Below are 16163 nucleotides of genomic sequence, written 5' to 3' on the forward strand. Positions count from 1 at the left end.
GAGTGATCGGAAAGGTGCCCGCCGGCGTCGCCGCCGAATGATCAGCCGTGCGCGGGCGCGGCCGGGAGCAGGCTGTACGGTCGGGGCATGCGACTCGGAGTCCTGGACGTCGGTTCCAACACGGTGCACCTGCTGGTCATGGACGCGCACCAGGGAGCAAGGCCACTGCCCGCCTTCTCGCACAAGGAGGAGCTGCGCCTGGCCGAGCACCTCGTCGACGGGAACAGGCTCGGTGAGGAGGGGGCCGCGCGGCTGCGGGCCTTCGTGCGGGAGGCCGCCCGCATCGCGGAGGACAAGGGCGTGGAGGACCTCGTGGCCTTCGCCACCTCCGCCGTGCGCGACGCGGTCAACGGCGTGGACGTGCTGGCCCGCATCAAGGCCGAGACCAGGGTGGACGTTCAGGTGCTGTCGGGCGACGACGAGGCCCGGCTGACCTTCCTGGCCGTGCGCCGCTGGTTCGGCTGGTCCTCGGGACGGCTGCTGGTCACCGACATCGGGGGCGGTTCGCTGGAGATCGCCTCCGGCATCGACGAGGAGCCGGACGTCGCGGTGTCGCTCCCGCTCGGCGCGGGACGGCTCACCCGCGACTGGTTCACCGCCGACCCGCCCGGCCCCGAGGAGGTACGGACGCTGCGGCGGCACGTCCGCACGGAGATCGCCCGGACCGTCGGAACGGTGACCAAGTACGGCAGGCCGGACCACGCGGTCGCGACTTCCAAGACGTTCCGCCAGCTCGCCCGGATCGCGGGGGCGGCGTCCTCGACCGAGGGGCCGTACGTCAGGCGGACGCTGACGCACGAGCACCTGGTGGAGTGGACGGCCCGGCTGGCCGGGATGCCGGCGGCCCGGCGCGCGGAGCTGCCCGGCGTGTCCGAAGGGCGGGCGGGGCAGCTGCTCGCCGGGGCGATCGTCGCGGACGCCGCGATGGACCTGTTCGAGCTGCCGGTCCTGGAGATCTGCCCGTGGGCCTTACGAGAGGGGGTCATCCTGCGCAGGCTCGACAACCTGCCCATGGGGCGCTCCCCGGTGACCGATCAGTAAGGTATGAGCGCCCTCCAAACGGGGCAAGGCACCAATACTCGGCAATTTTTCCGCTCCTACCGCATGGCCGGTGATTGGACCGCCGGTCACTGGAGTGCCGTATCGGGGTCGACCTCTGGAGGAATGGGAATGGTGGAGCTGCTGGGAGCCGTGGTCTCCCTGGCGGCGGTGGCGGTGCTCGCGCTCGGCGCGTTGGTGACGATCGCGGTCGTGACCCTCGTCGCGCTGGGCGCGCTGGCGGCGAGCACCGGGCGCGAGAACTACGGCCGGGTGCCGCCCGTCCCGGCCGGTGAGGGCTCGGGAGAGCCGGCGCGCGGCGCGGTCTCGCGGGACAGCGCTGTGAGTGGTGCCGCACGTGGTGCCGCGAGCGGTGCCGAACGTGGTGCTGAACGTGGTGCTACGAGTGGCGCCGTTCGTGGCGCGAACAGCGCCGCGAGCGGTGCCGTGCGCGGCGCGAAGGGCGGTGCGAAGGGCGGTGCGGCGGTGCGTGAGCACCGCGTCCGTGCGAGTGCCGCCTCCGTACGCGGCGCGTGACACCACGTCTGGCGCACAACTCACCCCGGCGTCCCCGTCAGGCCCCGCCTGGCGGGGACGCCTCGTTTCCCGGGGTCTCCGCGGAGCTTCGCGCGGCCCCTCGTCGGCTCAGCGAGTGTCGCCGCTCTGCCCGGACAGCTCCTTGACCAGCTGGGTGAGGCGGGCGACCTGGCTTTCCAGCCCGCGCACGCGCGCCTCCAGTTCGGTCAGCGTGGGGGCTTGGAAGCCGTCGGCGATCTGCCTGCTCATATGTCCTCCCGAACGGCGCCGGCGGGGAACCGGCATTGGGGGTGCGGGCCGAGGGTTGTCGGGGACCTGCCTTTCTATTCCCGGAATACGTCGCTTGGCACCTCTTCTCGCGGGTGAAGATGGAGAGATGAAGGTCGTCGTGCTGGCGGACACCCACGCTCCCCGGCGCTGGAAGTCGTGCCCGGCCGCCGTCGCGCGGCACCTGCGGGGGGCGGACCTGATCCTGCACGCCGGCGACGTCTGCACGGCGGAGGTGCTGGTGGAGCTGTCGGCCTACGCGCCGGTACGCGCGGTGCTGGGCAACAACGACGGCCCGGACGTGGCGGCCTGGGGGGCTCCCGAGACGCTCGAACTCGACCTCGGCGGCCTGCGGGTGGGAATGATTCACGACAGCGGCCAGGCCACCGGGCGGACCGCCCGGATGCGGCGCCGCTTCCCCGGCGCGGATCTCGTCGTCTACGGCCACTCCCACATCCCTATGGACCTGACCGGCGACGGGGTGCGGGTGTTCAACCCCGGCTCGCCCACCGACCGCCGCCGCCAGCCGCACGGCACGATCGGCCTGCTCGACATCGCCGGGGGCGAGCTGCGGCGGGCCGAGATCGTGCCCGTCACCTGACGGACCGGCGGACCGGCCCGGGCGGACTGCCGGGAGACCTGCCTAAGGACCGTACGGCGGGGCATGGGGCCGGTATGAGAGAGAACAGACCACAGCCCGATCCGCGGTCGCGGTTCGAGGATGAAGGCATTCCGGACCTGCAGGAGGGCACACCCGAGCAGCAGTGGGCGGCCGACCCGCAGGAGATGCCGCTGCCCGGCGACCGGCCCCTTGGCCTCGACGAGTACGGCACCACCCCGAACGAGATGCGCGAGGGCGAGTCCCTCGACCTCCGCCTGTCCCGCGAGGTCCCGGACACCGACGTGCGCTTCGGCCCTGATGCGGGCAGTGAAACGGGCGCCGAGGGCGGCGAGCGGCCGTACGACGAGTACGAGGAGCTGACCGGGGACGAGGCCGGCGGATACGGGTCGGAGGACCCCGACGGCTACGCCACCGTGAATCCGGCCCAGGCGGGCAGGTACGCCACCGTGAATCCGGCCCAGGCGGGCAGGTACGGCACCGACGAGCCGGGCCGGGCCGGGCGGCTCGTCGACCCCGACGGCGGCATGGGCGTGGACACCGAGAAGGACATGATCGCCGAGGACGTGGGGCCGGACTTCGGCGGATACACCGCCGAGGAGCAGGCGATGCACGTGGAGGACGAGGGCCCCTGAGCCGCGCCACCCGGAACGATCGGCCCTGGTGGCCCGGGGCCGTGCCTCGCCCCGGGCCTGGGGTCGTGTCCGGTGGGGGCGGCGAGAGGACCCCTGATTCGTTACGCTGCCCCGATGGCGGATGTTCAGGAGACGCGGCACGAGTGGCGGGTGCCCCGGGGGATCGTCGCGCTGAAGGCCGCCGGCGCCGTGTTGTGCGCCGTGCTGGCGCTCACCGGCGACGGCTGGCTGCTCTTCCTCGCCGGTGTGGCCGCCCTGGGCTTCGCCGTGCTGGCCGGACGTGACCTGGTGGCACCCGTACGGCTCACGGCGGGGGAGGACGGGCTGGTCGTCAGCGGGCTCGGCGGCAGGGAGCGGATCTCCTGGAACGACGTCGACCGCATCCGGGTGAACACCAACCGCAGGTACGGCCTGACCACGGAACTGCTGGAGATCGACGCGGGGGAGCAGATCCACCTGTTCAGCCGGTTCGACCTCGGCGAGCCCGTGGTGGCCGTGGCCGAGGCGCTCATGCGGCTGCGCCCCTGACCCGGCCGCCTCCCGGTCAGTGCCCGGGGAGGCCGGCGAAAGGGGTGCAAGCGGATGTCAAGCTTGGCGTCCTAGAGTCCGGTGCGTGTCACAAACCGCTCTCATCACTCTGATCCTGTCCGGCCTCGGACTCGTCTTCGGCCTCATCGGCGGAGGGATCACGGTCAACGCCCGGGAGTTCCGCCGCCGGGCACACCGCGCCAGCGGCCTCGTCGTGGGGCTGCGGGCGAGCCATTCCGACGACGGCACCGTCTACTACCCGACCGTCCGCTTCGTCACCCTGTACGGCCAGCAGGTCGAGGCCGAGAGCACGTACGGGAGCAACCCGCCGCCCGCGCGGCCCGGCGAGGAGGTGCCGGTGCTGTACGACCCGGCGAAGCCCACCCGGATCCGCATCGACAGCGCGGTGGGGAGCGGCACGCTGCTCGGCGGGATCTTCCTCGCGCTGGGCGTCGTCCTGTTCACCGTGGGAGCGGGCATCGCCCTCGGGCAGACGTTCTGAACGCCCGGAAGGCCGCGCCACACGGTCGTGCCTGACGGATCATGCCCTGCTGCCCGGGGCCCAGGGGGATGTCTCCTCCTGGACCCCGAGCGGCGGGCGGTCGGACTACGGCGCGGCGCGGCCGGTCACCCGGCGGCGCAGGCCGCGCCGTTCAGCGTGAACGCGGCGGGGGTGGCGTTGGCACCGCTGTAGGTGCCCTGGAAGCCGAAGCTCGCCGTGCCGCCGTTCGCGCCGATCGTCCCGTTGTAGGAGGCGTTCGACGCCGTGACCTGCTGGCCCGACTGGGTGACGACCGCGTTCCAGTAGCCGGTGATCTTCTGGTTCCCCGCGTACGTCCACTGGAGCCGCCAGCCGTTCACGGCGCTGGACGACCTGTTGGTGATCGTGACGTCCGCGGTGAATCCGCCGCCCCAGTCGTTCGTCCGGTAGGTCACCACGCATCCGCCGGCCGGCGGGCTGACGCTCGGCGAGGGCGACGGGCTGGGCGACAGGGACGGAGAAGGAGACGGGCTGGGCGAGGGACTGGGCGAAGGGGACGGGGACGGCGACGGGGAGTGCGGGGGCGGGACCGTGTAGTCGAGCCCGTAGCCGTACTTGAACAGGGCGTCCTTGCCGTCCCCGTCGTTGATCGGCTCCTGGTCGGCGCTGCGCGGCCACGTCATCGGCAGCCGCCCGCTCGGGGCGGAGTCGCCGAACAGCATGTCGGCCACACCGCGCCCCTCGGTGCCCGGCAGCCAGGCCGCCACCAGCGCGTTCCACTGGTCGATCTGGCCCGCGATGTCCAGCGGGCGGCCGGAGACGAGCACCACGACCAGCGGCACGCCCGACGCCTTGAGCCGCTGCAGCGTCGCGAGGTCGGTGGAGTCGAGGCCCATCGACCCCGTCCGGTCGCCCTGGCCCTCGGCGTACGGCGTCTCGCCGACGACGGCGATCGCCGCGCGGTAGGACGAGTCGATGCCGCTGCCGTCGCGGTTGTAGATGACCTGGGCGCCCGAGCCGACGAGGTCGCGGATGCCCTGCAGGATCGTGGTGCCGCCGGTGATGTTTCCGGACGAGCCCTGCCAGCTGATCGTCCAGCCGCCACTCTGGTTGCCGATGTCGTCGGCGCTCTTGCCGGCCACGAAGATCTTGCCGCCGGTCTTCGCCAGCGGGAGCACGTCCCCCGCGTTCTTCAGCAGCACCAGCGACTTGCGCACGGCCTCGCGGGCGACGGCCCGGTGCGCGGCGCTGCCCACGGTGGAGGTGTAGGAGCGGTCGGTCAGCGGCTTCTCGAACAGCCCGAGCTCGAACTTCTTGGTCAGGATGCGCCGGTTGGCGTCGTCGATCCGCGACGTCGGGATGCGGCCCGCCTGCACCTCCTGCTTGAGGAGCGTGATGAACTTCTTGTAGTCGTTCGGCACCATCACCATGTCGACGCCCGCGTTGATCGCGGTGGTGATCTCGTTCGCGGTGAACCCGGTCTGGCCGTCGAGCTGGTCGATGCCCGCCCAGTCGGTCACCACGAAGCCCTTGAAGCCCAGCTCGCCCTTCAGCACGTCCGTGATCAGGTACTTGTTGCCGTGCATCCTGGCGCCGTTCCAGCTGCTGTAGCTGACCATCACGCTGCCCACGCCGCGCTGTACGGCCGCCTTGAACGGCGCGAGGTGGATGGCCCGCAGGTCGGCCTCGCTCAGCTCGGTGTTGCCCTGGTCCCTGCCTCCCGTGGTGCCGCCGTCGCCCACGTAGTGCTTGGCGGTGGCGAGGATGGAGGCGTTCCCGGCCTTCTGGAACCCGTCCACGATCGTGGTCATCTGCGTGACGAGCTGGGGGTCCTCGCTGAACGACTCGTACGTGCGACCCCAGCGGTCGTTGCGGGCCACGCACAGGCAGGGGGCGAAGGTCCAGTCGATACCGGTGCCGGAGACCTCCTCGGCGGTCGCCCGGCCGACCCGTTCGACCAGGTCGGGGTCGCGGGTCGCGCCCAGCCCGATGTTGTGCGGGAAGATCGTCGCGCCCACGACGTTGTTGTGCCCGTGCACGGCGTCGATTCCGTAGATCATCGGGATGCCGAGCGGGGTGGACAACGCCTGCCGCTGAAAGTTGTCGTACATGTCGGCCCAGGACGACGGGGTGTTGGGGGAGGGAGCCGAGCCGCCGCCGGACAGGATCGAGCCCAGCCGGTACGCCGCCACGTCGGACACCGTGGTCAGGGCGCCCCGGTCGGCCTGGGTCATCTGGCCGGCCTTGTCGTCGAGGGACATCCGGGACAGCAGGTCGGCCACCCGGGTGGCAACGGGCAGGCTCGGATCCTTATAGGGAGCGTCCGCCGCCCGTGCGACGCCGCGGCCGGCGGCGGGGACGGCGCCCAGCGCCGCGGCGAGCAGCATCACGAGCGCGATGATCCACGGGGATCTCAGCCGGGATGTCATGGGTCCTCCCTCACATTCCTGCTGACCGTAGGAATCAAGGGATTTTCGGGTCAAACAACGTCGGCTACGGACACGCGCCACCAGCCGTACGCCGGGAAACTTTCACGCCCGCGGCCCGCCTCACCGGGTGAAGCCGGCCAGCTCCTCGGCGAACTCGATCTGCGGCTCGGCCACGAGCAGCTCTCCGAACCGGGCCACGAACCCCGAGACGTACGGCGTGCCGAAGTGGGCGTCGCGCGCGGCGTCGTCCGCGTACTTCTCGTAGACGATGAACCTGTCCGCGCCCTGCCGGTGGATCACGAAGGTCAGGGCGCCCTTCTCGTCCCGGGTGGCGTCGACGATGTCGCGGAGCGTCGCCTCCACCTCCTCCGCGTGCTCGGGCTTGGCCTGCAGGATCGCCACGCACACCGACACCGTCCGGTCTCCTCTCGGCAGGGCCTCTGAGTCGTTGATCATGGTCAGCGTACGGCGCGGCGCGGCCAAGCGCCACCGGGGCGGGACGACCGGCCGGGACGGCAGGGGTGAGCCCGGCGCGGACGGGGGATGTCCCGACCGTCACCTGTCCCCCAGAGGCCGCCCTGAGAGGCCGCGGTTAGGGGTGCGCATGCGCGTCACCGCCGTCGAGTCCACCGAACTGTTCGTCCGCGGCCCCCGCCAGGTCGTGCGCGTCACCCTCGCCGAGGTGCCGTACGGATCCTCCCTGGTGGTCGAGGCCGGCGGCCCGGGAGCGCGTGGCCGGCGGACGGCCGGCGTCAGGGAGACCACGGAGCCGGGGCCCGCGACGGTGGTGGTGGAGGTGCCCGTCGAGACGGAGGGGCCGGCGCGGGCGCCGGGAGCCCGCGTCCCGATCACCGTGCGGGCGGCCGCGGGCGGCGAGCGGTGCGCGGCGGACGGCGAACTGGTCGTCGCCGAGCCGGGCTGGACGGTCTGGATGATCCCCCACTTCCACTACGACCCCGTCTGGTGGAACACCCAGGCCGCCTACACCGCCACCTGGGACCGGGCGGGCGGCCTCGCGCAGGCCCACCGGCAGGAGTTCCAGCACGCGGGCTTCGCCCTCGTCCGGCTCCACCTGGACACGGCCCGCAGGGAGCCGGAGTACCGGTTCGTGCTGGCGGAGGTCGACTACCTCAAGCCCTACTGGAACGCCCACCCCGAAGACCGGGCGTACCTGCGCCGCCTGCTGGCCGAGGGCCGGCTGGAGATCGTCGGCGGGACGTACAACGAGCCGAACACCAACCTGACCGGCCCGGAGGCGACGATCCGCAACATGGTCCACGGGATCGGCTTCCAGCGCGACGTGCTCGGCGGCGACCCGGCGACGGCCTGGCAGCTCGACGCGTTCGGGCACGACCCGCAGTTCCCGGGCCTCGCCGCCGACGCCGGGCTCACCTCCAGCTCTTGGGCGCGCGGACCGTACCACCAGTGGGGCCCGATGCTCCTCGGCGGCGGGTGGGGCGACCCGTCGGTGATGCAGTTCCCGTCGGAGTTCGAGTGGCTGTCGCCGTCGGGCCGGGGCGTGCCGACCCACTACATGCCCGCCCACTACAGCGCCGGGTGGTGGATGGACTCGGCGCCGTCCCTGGAGGAGGCCGAGGCCGCCGTCTACGAACTGTTCCTGCGGCTGAAGAAGGTCGCGGCGACCCGCAACGTGCTGCTGCCCGTCGGCACCGACTACACCCCGCCCAACAAGTGGGTCACGGAGATCCACCGCGACTGGAACCGGCGCTACGTCTCGCCCCGGTTCGTCTGCGGGCTGCCGAAGGACTTCTTCGCGGCGGTGCGCGCCGCGGGCGTCCGGCTGACGCCGCAGACCCGGGACATGAACCCGATCTACACCGGCAAGGACGTGTCGTACGCCGACACCAAGCAGGCCCAGCGGCACGCCGAGACGCGCCTCGCCGACGCCGAGAAGTTCGCCGCCGTCGCCACCGCCGTCCTCGGCGCGCCCTACCCGCACGCCGCCCTCGACAAGGCCTGGCGCCAGATCGCGTACGGCGCGCACCACGACGCCGTCACCGGCTCGGAGTCCGACCAGGTGTACCTGGACCTGATGACCGGCTGGCGGGAGGCGTACGACCTGGGCGGGCGGGTCCTCGACGCGTCGCTGCGCCGCCTGGGGGAGGGCCTGACCGGCGTCGCCGTCTGGAACCCCTCCTCCTGGCCGAGGACCGACCTCGTGCGCGTGCGGCTGACGCTGCCCGAACCGGGGACGTACGGCGTCACGCTCGACCCGCCCGCGCCGGGGCTGCTGCTGGAGCACCCCGAGCGGCACCCGGACGGCAGCCTGGCCGCCGTGGACGCGGTCTTCGTCGCCCGCGACGTGCCCGCGCTCGGCTACCGGACGTTCCGCCTGGCGCCGACCGGCGACCCCGTCCCGATCGGCTGGGCCGCACGGGAGGGGAACCGCATCGCGAACGCCACCCACGCGGTGGAGGTCGACCCCGAGCGCGGTGGGACGGTCTCGAGCCTCGTCGTGGAGGGCCGCGAACTGCTGCAGGAGGCGCGGGTGGGCAACGAACTGCTCGTCTACGACGAGCACCCGGCGCACCCGCGCTTCGGGGAGGGCCCCTGGCACCTGCTGCCCAACGGCGAGGTGACCGGTTCGGCCGGAGCGCACGCGGAGGTCGCCGTCGCCGAGTGCCCGGCGGGACGGCGGATCACGGTGTCGGGGAAAGTGGGGTCCGGAAAGTCGGGGCCCGTCGCCTACACGCAGGAGATCACCCTATGGGACGGGCTGCCCCGGGTCGATCTCACCACGCACGTGGACGACTTCCACGGCTCCGACGTGCTGCTGCGGCTGCGCTGGCCGGTGCGCGTGCCGGGGGCGCTGCCGGTCGCCGAGGTCGCCGGCGCCGTCGTCGGCCGCGGGTTCGCCCTGATCGACGTCGACTCGGCCGAGCACCCGTGGACGCTGGACAACCCCGCGCACAACTGGTTCGCGCTGTCGTCCACCGCCCGCGTCGTGCTGCGCACGCCCGCGGGCCGCGTCCTCGGCACGCGGGCCGTCGGCGTCGCCGAGATCATCGCACCGTCCGAGGCACCGTCCGAGGCGCCGTCCGAGGGGCGGTCGGAGGCGTCGGCGGGCGGGGCCGGGGAGGCGCTCGGGGACGGGCTCAGGGAGCTGGCCGTCGCGCTGGTGCGGCAGGGCGTCACCTCGACGTGCTCCACCGCCCCCGGCCCCCGGTACGGGAACCTGGCCGTCGACTCGAACCTGCCCGACGTGCGGATCGCCGTCGGCACGCCGGAGGAGAACCCGTTCGTCGCCGCGCTGCTGGACGACGAGGAGGCGGCGGAGCTACGCGCGCGGCTCGGCGCCGGGGGCCGGGCGCGGCTGTGGGTCCCGGCCGCCGAGCCGCTGGAGAAGGTCTGGGTGCCGAGCGCGGACCTCACCGGAGCCCGAGACCTTCCCGTCCTCGTGGTCTGCGGCGAGGGCGCCGTCGAAGAACTGGTGGCCGACCTCGCCGACGCCGTGGTGGAGGTGGTGACGGGTGCCGAGTGCGACGACGGTGTATTCGACGACGCCGTGCCGGACGACGCCGTGTTGGCCGGCTACACCGTCGGGCTCGTCAATCGGGGCGTTCCGGGTTTCGCGGTCGATCCGTCGGGGGCGCTGCACATGTCGCTGATGCGCTCGTGCACGGGCTGGCCGTCCGGCGTGTGGATCGACCCGCCCCGCCGCACCGCGCCCGACGGCTCCAACTTCCAGCTCCAGCACTGGACCCACGCGTTCGAGTGCTGCCTGGTGGCCGCCCCGGGCGACTGGCGCGACGCCGGGCTCGTCCGGATCGGCCACGACGTCAACCATCCGCTGATCGCGACGGTGGGAGCCGACGGGCCCGCGGGCGAGTCGCGGTCGTTCCTGGAGACCGGTCCCGGCCTGGTCCTCACCGCGCTCAAGGCCGCCGGCAACCCGATCGCCGAGGGCCGTACGCCCGGCCCGGTCACAGCGCTGACCGCCCGCGTGTACGAGGCGGGCGGCGGGACCATCCCGCTGTCGATCGCCACCACGCTGCCGCTCGGCGCGTGGCGGCGGGCCGGGCTGCTGGAGAACGTCACCGGGGACGCCCCCGGCACGCTCGACGGCATGGAGATCGTCACGCTCGTCGCCCCGCTGCTCGACGGCCCCGCCGACAGACCCGAAAAGGCGGCCGCGGGCGGCGGCCCGGCCGGGGGCACCGTTTCTAACAGCATCGGGGCTCACAGCCTCGGGGCTGACAACATCGGGGCTGACAGCACTGGGGCTGACAGCACTGGAGGCGGGGGCGCCGAGCCCGGCGGCGTGCCGGAGGCGGAGCCGCACCAGCCGGTCTACACGCGGTACTGGCTCAACGACACCGGGCCCGCGCCCATCGGCGACCTGCCCGTCGCGGTGCATTTGTCCGAGCCGGACGTCGACGTCGCCGGGCCGGTGGACCTCACACTAACCATCGCCTCCTGCCTCACCGAGGACCGGGCGGAGGGCGTGGTGACGCTCACCGCCCCCCGCGGCTGGACCGTGACGCCCGCCGTCCGGCCGTACGTGCTGCCGCCGGGCGGCCACGCGGCGGTGCCGGTGCGGCTGACGCCGCCGCCCGGCGCCGAACCCGGCCTCTACCTGCTCACGGCGGGTACGGAGTTCGGCGGCCAGGCGTACGAGGACGTGACCCGGCTCCATCTCGCCCGGCCCGGCGAGGGAGGGCGGCGGTCGCCGGGCCTGGAGGTGACGGTCGAGGGTCTGGGCCACCCTCCCGGCCTCCGGCTGTGGCCCGGTGGCCGGGCGGAGGTCGTGGTCCGGCTGCAGTCCGGCGCGCGGTCGCCGATGCCGGCGCAGGTTCAGCTGGTCAGCCCATGGCAGACGTTCGAGATGTTCCCGGAGTGGAACGGCGGCACGGTCGTGCCGCCCGGGGACGAGGCGTGGGTGCGCTTCCCCGTGCGGGTGCCGCCCGGCACCCGGCCCGGCCGGTGGTGGGCACTCGTGAAGATCGCCTGTGCCGGGTGGGTCCACTACACCGACACGATCGAGATCGAGGTCGAGCCGTGAGCCCGGGCGCTCCGGTCCGCGATGGACGAGATCGCGGCGGTCGGGCCGTGGAGCCTGGCGGTCCGGCCGGTGGCGGAGAGGTCGCGGCGGTGTGCCATGAGACCTGACGTTCCGGTCCGCGGCGGAAGAGATCGCGGCGGTCGGGCCGTGGGATCTGACGGTCCGGCCGGTGGCGGAGAGGTCGCGGCGGTGTGCCATGAGACCTGACGTTCCGGCCCACGACGCCGAGATCGCGGCGGTGGTGGGGGAGCGGGTGATGACGGTCGCCGAGGTGGACCACCGGCTCCGCCTGCTCAGAAGCGGGCCGCTCGCGGCCCGGCTGCCGGCCCCGGATACCGCCGAGGGCCGCAACCTGCGCCGCTGGCTGGTGCAGGTCATGGTGGCCGAGATCCTGGCCGGGCAGGAGGCGGCCCGGCTCGGCCTGCCACCCGAGCCACCCGAGCCGCCCGAGCCGCCCGAGCCCTCCAAGTCGCCCGAGCCGCCCGGGTCCACGACCTCCGCCCGGCCCACCGAGCCCTCGGCGTCCCCCGCGCCTTCCGGCCGTCCTGCGCCGTCTCGTGTTGCGGAGGACGCCGCCCGGGCCGTGCTCACCTTGGCGGGCGCGCTGCGGACCGGCGGGGTCGCGGCGGCGGTGCTGGCGACGGCCCCGGCCGCGAGGGCGGTGTGCCGGGCGCTGACGGCGGAGAGCACGCCCTCCGAGGAGGACGCGCGCGACTACTACCGGCGCAACCTCGACCGTTTCACCACTCCCGAGACGCGCTGGGTCAGGCCGTTCGGGCCGGTACGGCGAGGGGACATGACCGGGCCGCTGGAGGACGCCGTCTTCGCCGCCCGCGAGGGGGAGACGGTCGGGCCGATCGATGGCCCCGGCGGTCCGTGGACGCTGGTGGTGGAGCGGATCGAGGCGGCGCGGCGCGAGCCTTACGAGGCCGTGCGTGCGCTGATCCGCGCGGAACTGGCGGAGCGCGAGGGGGAACGCGCGTTCGCCCGCTGGCTGGACGCCCGGCAGGCCGGGTGTGTGCGGCTCACGCCGGGTCACGAGCATCCCGCCGACCCGGCGCAGCCCGACGCCGGCCACCGCCACTGACCGGCCCTCGGAGCGCCGCACGGCTGCGCGGCTCCTCGGCACCGGCGGTCCGGGCGCTCGATCCGCACGCCCGATCCGGCGGCGTGGAGGATTGGGGGTTGCATCCGGTACCTGGGTACAGGCTTACCGTCGAGGCATGACCCAAGACATCGTCCTCGCTCAGGGATGGGCTCCTCCGGCGTGCACGCTGCCCACCGCCGACCAGCCGCTGCGGATGGCCGAGTTCGACGCGTTGTTCGCCGAGACGGTCCAGGGGATGCGGCGCGAAGAGCGTGGGCGCCTGCGGCTGGAGCTCGCCTCCGGTCCGGAGCACGCCGCGCGGGCGGCCGAGCTGACGGCGCGGGAGAGCGGCTGCTGCTCCTTCTTCACCTTCACCCTCACCATCGCCGGAGGCGGCCTGACGCTGGACGTGGCGGTCCCGCCCGAGCACGCCGAGGTGCTGGACGCGCTGCAGGCCCGGGCCGGCGCGGCCGGCCGATCCACGGCGCCCGCCGAGGTGGGGCGGCCGGCGTGAAGCAGGACGTCGTGCTGCGGGGCCCGGGCGGGCCCTACCTGCGCACCGGGCAGGTGGCCGAGCAGGCCGGGGTCAACGTCCAGACCCTGCGCTACTACGAGCGGCGCGGCCTGATCGCCGAACCGGCGCGCAGCCCGGGCGGCCACCGTTCCTACCCGCCCGAGACCGTCGCCCTGCTGACAGTGATCAAAGCCGCGCAGCGGCTCGGCTTCACCCTGGAGGAGGTGGCCGAGCTGCTCGACACCGGCCGGCGTGGTCACTCCACCCCCGACCTGCGGGCCCGTGCCCAGGCCAAGATCCTCGAAGTGGACGCGAAGATCGCCGATCTGACCACCATCCGCCACGCGCTGGCCCAGGTGGTCAGCGCCGGGTGCGACAGCCTGACCCACTGCACCTGCCCGGACTGCCCGTTGCCCTTCGCCGGCCTGGCCGAAGGCCGCTCCCCGAAGGAGAGCTGATCCGTGAGCACCCACGAGGAACACCGCAGGCCGGTCGCGGCCCCGCCGCCCGGCCCGTCCGCGCTTCCGGCGGAGGGTCCGGCGAGGCCGGTCACGGTGCCGCTCGCCGTCACCGCTCACACGTCGGAGGGCCGCCGCCCCGCCCACGAGGGCGAGCCGCCGCTGCGCAGCAAGGTCGCCGTCGCGCTGGCCGTGCTGGCGTGCGCGGCCTGCTGCGCGCTGCCGGTGCTGATCGGCGCCGGGCTGCTGACCGGCGCGGGCGCGGCGCTGGCCGAGCGGACGCTGCTCGCCGTGTCCGGACTGCTGCTGGCCGCCGCCGCGGGCATGTGGTGGCTGCACCGGCGCACGACCACGGCCGCCGCGCGCAGCGCCGGAACAGGGTGCGGCCCGTCCGGAACAGGGTGCGGCCCGTCCGGAACAGGGTGCGGCCCGTCCGGCTGTGCGTGCGGCGGCTGCTGACCCTGTGATCCCGCCGGCCTGCGGCACCACCACACCAGGTGCGACAGCCTGACCCACTGCACCTGACCCGACTGCCCGCTTCCCTTCACCGGCGCCTGGCCGAAGGGCGCTCCCTAATGCAGGGCTGACCCGTGAGCACCCACGAGGAGCACCGCACCCCGGCTGCGGGCGCCGCGCCGACCGGCCGCGCCCGCATCGGACCGCCCGCCGACTAATCTCCAGAAGGGGGCATCCCGACCAGGCTCGAATCGAGCACCGGCCGGGCGGCGGATCGGACACCGCCGGAGCACGGCAGCCGGTCGCGCCGGTGGTCGGACCAGGACGTTTCGGGGCAGGTGAGTAGACATGGCACAGCAAGTCAGCGCCTTCGACGCGCAGTTCCTCAACTTCGAGACGCCAACGAATCTCGCGCACATCGCGGCGCTCACCATTCTCGACCCGTCGGACAGGCCGGGTGGCGCGCCCGCCCGTGAGGAGCTGATCGAGCTGCTCCGGCGGAGGCTCCACCTCGCGCCGCCGCTGCGCAGGCGGCTGGTCGAGGTGCCCTTCGGACTCGACCACCCGTACTGGGCGGAGGACCGGGAGGTCGACTTCGACTACCACGTGCGGGAGCTGGCGCTGCCGCCTCCGGGCGACGAGCACAAGCTGGCCGAGCAGGTCGCCCGGCTGCACGGGAGGCGGCTCGACCGGGGGCGGCCGCTGTGGGAGCTCTACCTGATCCACGGCCTCGCCGAGGGCCGGACGGCGATCTACACGAAGGTTCATCACGCCGCCGTGGACGGGGTCACCGGAGCGGAGGTGCTTGCGGCGCTGATGGACTTCCAGCCGCAGGTGTCCGAGACGCCTCCCCCGGGGGACGCGGCCGAGCCGCAGCGGGCCCCCGACGTGGTGGAGATGGTGATCAGGGGCGTCGCGCGGGTGCTGGACAACCCGCTGGCCCTGCTGCGCTTCGTCGCCGAGGCGGTGCCCCGGCTGGACGAGGTGCCGTTCGTCGCCCAGCTTCCGGGGGTGGGGCGGGTCTCGCGGTTCGTCCGGGGCATCGGCTCCGACACCGACGTGAACCTGCCGGAGCTGCCCCGGACGGTGGTGCCGCGCACGCCGTTCTCCGGGCCGATCTCGGAGCATCGGCGCTTCGCCTTCGGCGAGCTGCCGCTCGACGAGGTCAAGCGGATCAAGAACGCCTTCGGCGTGACCGTCAACGACGTCGTCATGGCGATGTGCGCGACGGCGTTGCGGCGCTGGCTGGCCAGCCGGGACGAGCTGCCCCGCCAGCCGCTGGTGGCCGGGATCCCGGTCTCCACCCGGGGTCAGGCGTTCAACGGTTCGGCCGCCAACGAGGTCATGCTGACCATGACCACCCTGCCCACCAACGTGGCCGACCCGGACGAGCGGCTGCGCTCGGTGAACCGCTCGATGAGACTGGTCAAGGAACGGCTCGCCGCCGCGCCGGCGGCCTGGCTCCTGGAGTTCAGCCAGGCGATGCCGGCCGCGCTGAGCGCGCTGGCCGCCAGGTCGGCCTTCCGGATCGCCTCGCGCCGGGCTCCCGCGATGAACCTGATGATCTCCAATGTGCCGGGGCCGCAGTCGCCGTTGTACGTGTGCGGGGCGCGGGTCGTCGCGCTCCATCCGATGTCGGTGATCACGGATGTCAGCGGCGGCGTGAACATCACCGTGTTCTCCTACGACGGCCGGCTCGACTTCGGCATCGTCGCCGACCGCGAGATGGTGCCCGACGTCTGGAACCTCATCGACTACCTGCGGGACTCGCTCGCCGAATACGGCGCGATGGCCGGCCCCGCCGAACCGCCTGCCCCCGAGCCACGCCGGCGGGGAAAGAAGGCCGCAGGGAAAGCCGCAGAGGAAGTCACGGAGAAGGCCACCGGGAAGAGCACTGAGAAGGCCGCCAGGAGGGCCGCCGGGAAGAGCACCGAGAAGAGCACCGAGAAGAGCACCGAGAAGACCGAGAGGCCCCCGAAGGCCGGCAGGAGCACCAGGACCGGGAGACCGGCCGGCTGACCCGCCGCACGCCGGCAGGGAGACCTTCCCGGCGACCGTCGCGCACCGTCGCGCACCGTCGCGGCCGTGGCT

The 16163-nt window shown here is 73.4% G+C and carries 15 protein-coding genes; 12 read left to right on the forward strand and 3 right to left on the reverse strand.

Annotated elements, in window-relative coordinates; translation table 11 throughout:
- The first annotated feature begins 87 nt into the window (after nucleotides 1–87).
- Nucleotides 88–1041 (forward strand): Ppx/GppA phosphatase family protein, encoded by a 954-nt coding sequence (locus HHX37_RS26745; RefSeq protein WP_117409324.1) that lies wholly within the window; start codon nucleotides 88–90, stop codon nucleotides 1039–1041.
- Nucleotides 1042–1170: 129 nt separating this feature from the next.
- Entirely contained in the window at nucleotides 1171–1575 is a 405-nt protein-coding gene (locus HHX37_RS26750) for a hypothetical protein (RefSeq protein ID WP_182887213.1), read from the forward strand.
- A 108-nt stretch (nucleotides 1576–1683) separates the two neighbouring features.
- Here HHX37_RS26750 and HHX37_RS26755 read toward each other — a convergent pair whose 3' ends face one another.
- The gene (locus tag HHX37_RS26755; RefSeq protein WP_165900859.1) at nucleotides 1684–1824 is read right to left on the reverse strand and encodes a hypothetical protein; all 141 of its coding nucleotides are present in this window, start codon (nucleotides 1822–1824) and stop codon (nucleotides 1684–1686) included.
- Between the two features lie 127 nt (nucleotides 1825–1951).
- On the opposite strand from HHX37_RS26755, the gene HHX37_RS26760 reads away from it, so the two are divergent.
- The 4 genes from HHX37_RS26760 (at nucleotide 1952) to HHX37_RS26775 (ending at nucleotide 4126) form a co-directional block, all read left to right on the forward strand.
- A complete protein-coding gene (locus HHX37_RS26760; RefSeq protein ID WP_182887214.1) occupies nucleotides 1952–2443 on the forward strand; it encodes a metallophosphoesterase family protein in 492 nt (163 codons plus the stop codon).
- Nucleotides 2444–2517: 74 nt separating this feature from the next.
- Nucleotides 2518–3096, forward strand: a complete 579-nt coding sequence (locus HHX37_RS26765; RefSeq protein ID WP_182887215.1) for a DUF5709 domain-containing protein — start codon at nucleotides 2518–2520, stop codon at nucleotides 3094–3096.
- Between the two features lie 114 nt (nucleotides 3097–3210).
- Entirely contained in the window at nucleotides 3211–3624 is a 414-nt protein-coding gene (locus HHX37_RS26770) for a PH domain-containing protein (RefSeq protein ID WP_208758954.1), read from the forward strand.
- Between the two features lie 85 nt (nucleotides 3625–3709).
- Nucleotides 3710–4126, forward strand: a complete 417-nt coding sequence (locus tag HHX37_RS26775; protein WP_182881095.1) for a DUF3592 domain-containing protein — start codon at nucleotides 3710–3712, stop codon at nucleotides 4124–4126.
- 125 nt (nucleotides 4127–4251) lie between these two features.
- Here HHX37_RS26775 and HHX37_RS26780 read toward each other — a convergent pair whose 3' ends face one another.
- A complete protein-coding gene (locus HHX37_RS26780) occupies nucleotides 4252–6534 on the reverse strand; it encodes a glycoside hydrolase family 3 N-terminal domain-containing protein (RefSeq protein ID WP_310740553.1) in 2283 nt (760 codons plus the stop codon).
- Nucleotides 6535–6654: 120 nt separating this feature from the next.
- Entirely contained in the window at nucleotides 6655–6990 is a 336-nt protein-coding gene (locus HHX37_RS26785) for a putative quinol monooxygenase (protein ID WP_182887216.1), read from the reverse strand.
- A 148-nt stretch (nucleotides 6991–7138) separates the two neighbouring features.
- Between HHX37_RS26785 and HHX37_RS26790 the strand changes: the two genes are divergently transcribed.
- The 6 genes from HHX37_RS26790 (at nucleotide 7139) to HHX37_RS26815 (ending at nucleotide 16091) form a co-directional block, all read left to right on the forward strand.
- A complete protein-coding gene (locus HHX37_RS26790; protein ID WP_182887217.1) occupies nucleotides 7139–11557 on the forward strand; it encodes an NEW3 domain-containing protein in 4419 nt (1472 codons plus the stop codon).
- A gap of 196 nt (nucleotides 11558–11753) precedes the next feature.
- Complete coding sequence (locus tag HHX37_RS26795; protein WP_182887218.1) at nucleotides 11754–12644, forward strand: peptidylprolyl isomerase; 891 nt, start codon at nucleotides 11754–11756, stop codon at nucleotides 12642–12644.
- A gap of 136 nt (nucleotides 12645–12780) precedes the next feature.
- Nucleotides 12781–13158, forward strand: a complete 378-nt coding sequence (locus HHX37_RS26800) for a hypothetical protein (protein WP_182887219.1) — start codon at nucleotides 12781–12783, stop codon at nucleotides 13156–13158.
- On the forward strand, nucleotides 13155–13616 hold the full coding sequence (locus HHX37_RS26805) for a MerR family transcriptional regulator (protein ID WP_310740554.1): 462 nt from the start codon (nucleotides 13155–13157) through the stop codon (nucleotides 13614–13616). The genes HHX37_RS26800 and HHX37_RS26805 overlap by 4 nt, the downstream gene beginning before the upstream one ends.
- 3 nt (nucleotides 13617–13619) lie before the next feature.
- Nucleotides 13620–14075 carry a hypothetical protein gene (locus HHX37_RS26810; RefSeq protein WP_182887220.1) on the forward strand — a complete coding sequence of 152 codons (456 nt, stop codon included), beginning with the start codon at nucleotides 13620–13622 and terminating at the stop codon, nucleotides 14073–14075.
- 345 nt (nucleotides 14076–14420) lie between these two features.
- The gene (locus tag HHX37_RS26815; RefSeq protein WP_182887221.1) at nucleotides 14421–16091 is read left to right on the forward strand and encodes a WS/DGAT/MGAT family O-acyltransferase; all 1671 of its coding nucleotides are present in this window, start codon (nucleotides 14421–14423) and stop codon (nucleotides 16089–16091) included.
- The last annotated feature ends 72 nt before the right edge of the window (nucleotides 16092–16163 follow it).

Origin of the sequence: Microbispora sp. H10885 (genome assembly GCF_014161415.1) — a bacterium.
GTDB classification, from domain to species: Bacteria; Actinomycetota; Actinomycetes; order Streptosporangiales; family Streptosporangiaceae; genus Microbispora; species Microbispora triticiradicis.

Coding starts and splice junctions, on each gene's coding strand:
- HHX37_RS26745 (WP_117409324.1), top strand. CDS start 88: ATGCGACTCGGAGTCCTGGACGTCGGTTCCAACACGGTGCACCTGCTG.
- HHX37_RS26750 (WP_182887213.1), top strand. CDS start 1,171: ATGGTGGAGCTGCTGGGAGCCGTGGTCTCCCTGGCGGCGGTGGCGGTG.
- HHX37_RS26755 (WP_165900859.1), bottom strand. CDS start 1,824: ATGAGCAGGCAGATCGCCGACGGCTTCCAAGCCCCCACGCTGACCGAA.
- HHX37_RS26760 (WP_182887214.1), top strand. CDS start 1,952: ATGAAGGTCGTCGTGCTGGCGGACACCCACGCTCCCCGGCGCTGGAAG.
- HHX37_RS26765 (WP_182887215.1), top strand. CDS start 2,518: ATGAGAGAGAACAGACCACAGCCCGATCCGCGGTCGCGGTTCGAGGAT.
- HHX37_RS26770 (WP_208758954.1), top strand. CDS start 3,211: ATGGCGGATGTTCAGGAGACGCGGCACGAGTGGCGGGTGCCCCGGGGG.
- HHX37_RS26780 (WP_310740553.1), bottom strand. CDS start 6,534: ATGACATCCCGGCTGAGATCCCCGTGGATCATCGCGCTCGTGATGCTG.
- HHX37_RS26785 (WP_182887216.1), bottom strand. CDS start 6,990: ATGATCAACGACTCAGAGGCCCTGCCGAGAGGAGACCGGACGGTGTCG.
- HHX37_RS26790 (WP_182887217.1), top strand. CDS start 7,139: ATGCGCGTCACCGCCGTCGAGTCCACCGAACTGTTCGTCCGCGGCCCC.
- HHX37_RS26795 (WP_182887218.1), top strand. CDS start 11,754: ATGAGACCTGACGTTCCGGCCCACGACGCCGAGATCGCGGCGGTGGTG.
- HHX37_RS26800 (WP_182887219.1), top strand. CDS start 12,781: ATGACCCAAGACATCGTCCTCGCTCAGGGATGGGCTCCTCCGGCGTGC.
- HHX37_RS26815 (WP_182887221.1), top strand. CDS start 14,421: ATGGCACAGCAAGTCAGCGCCTTCGACGCGCAGTTCCTCAACTTCGAG.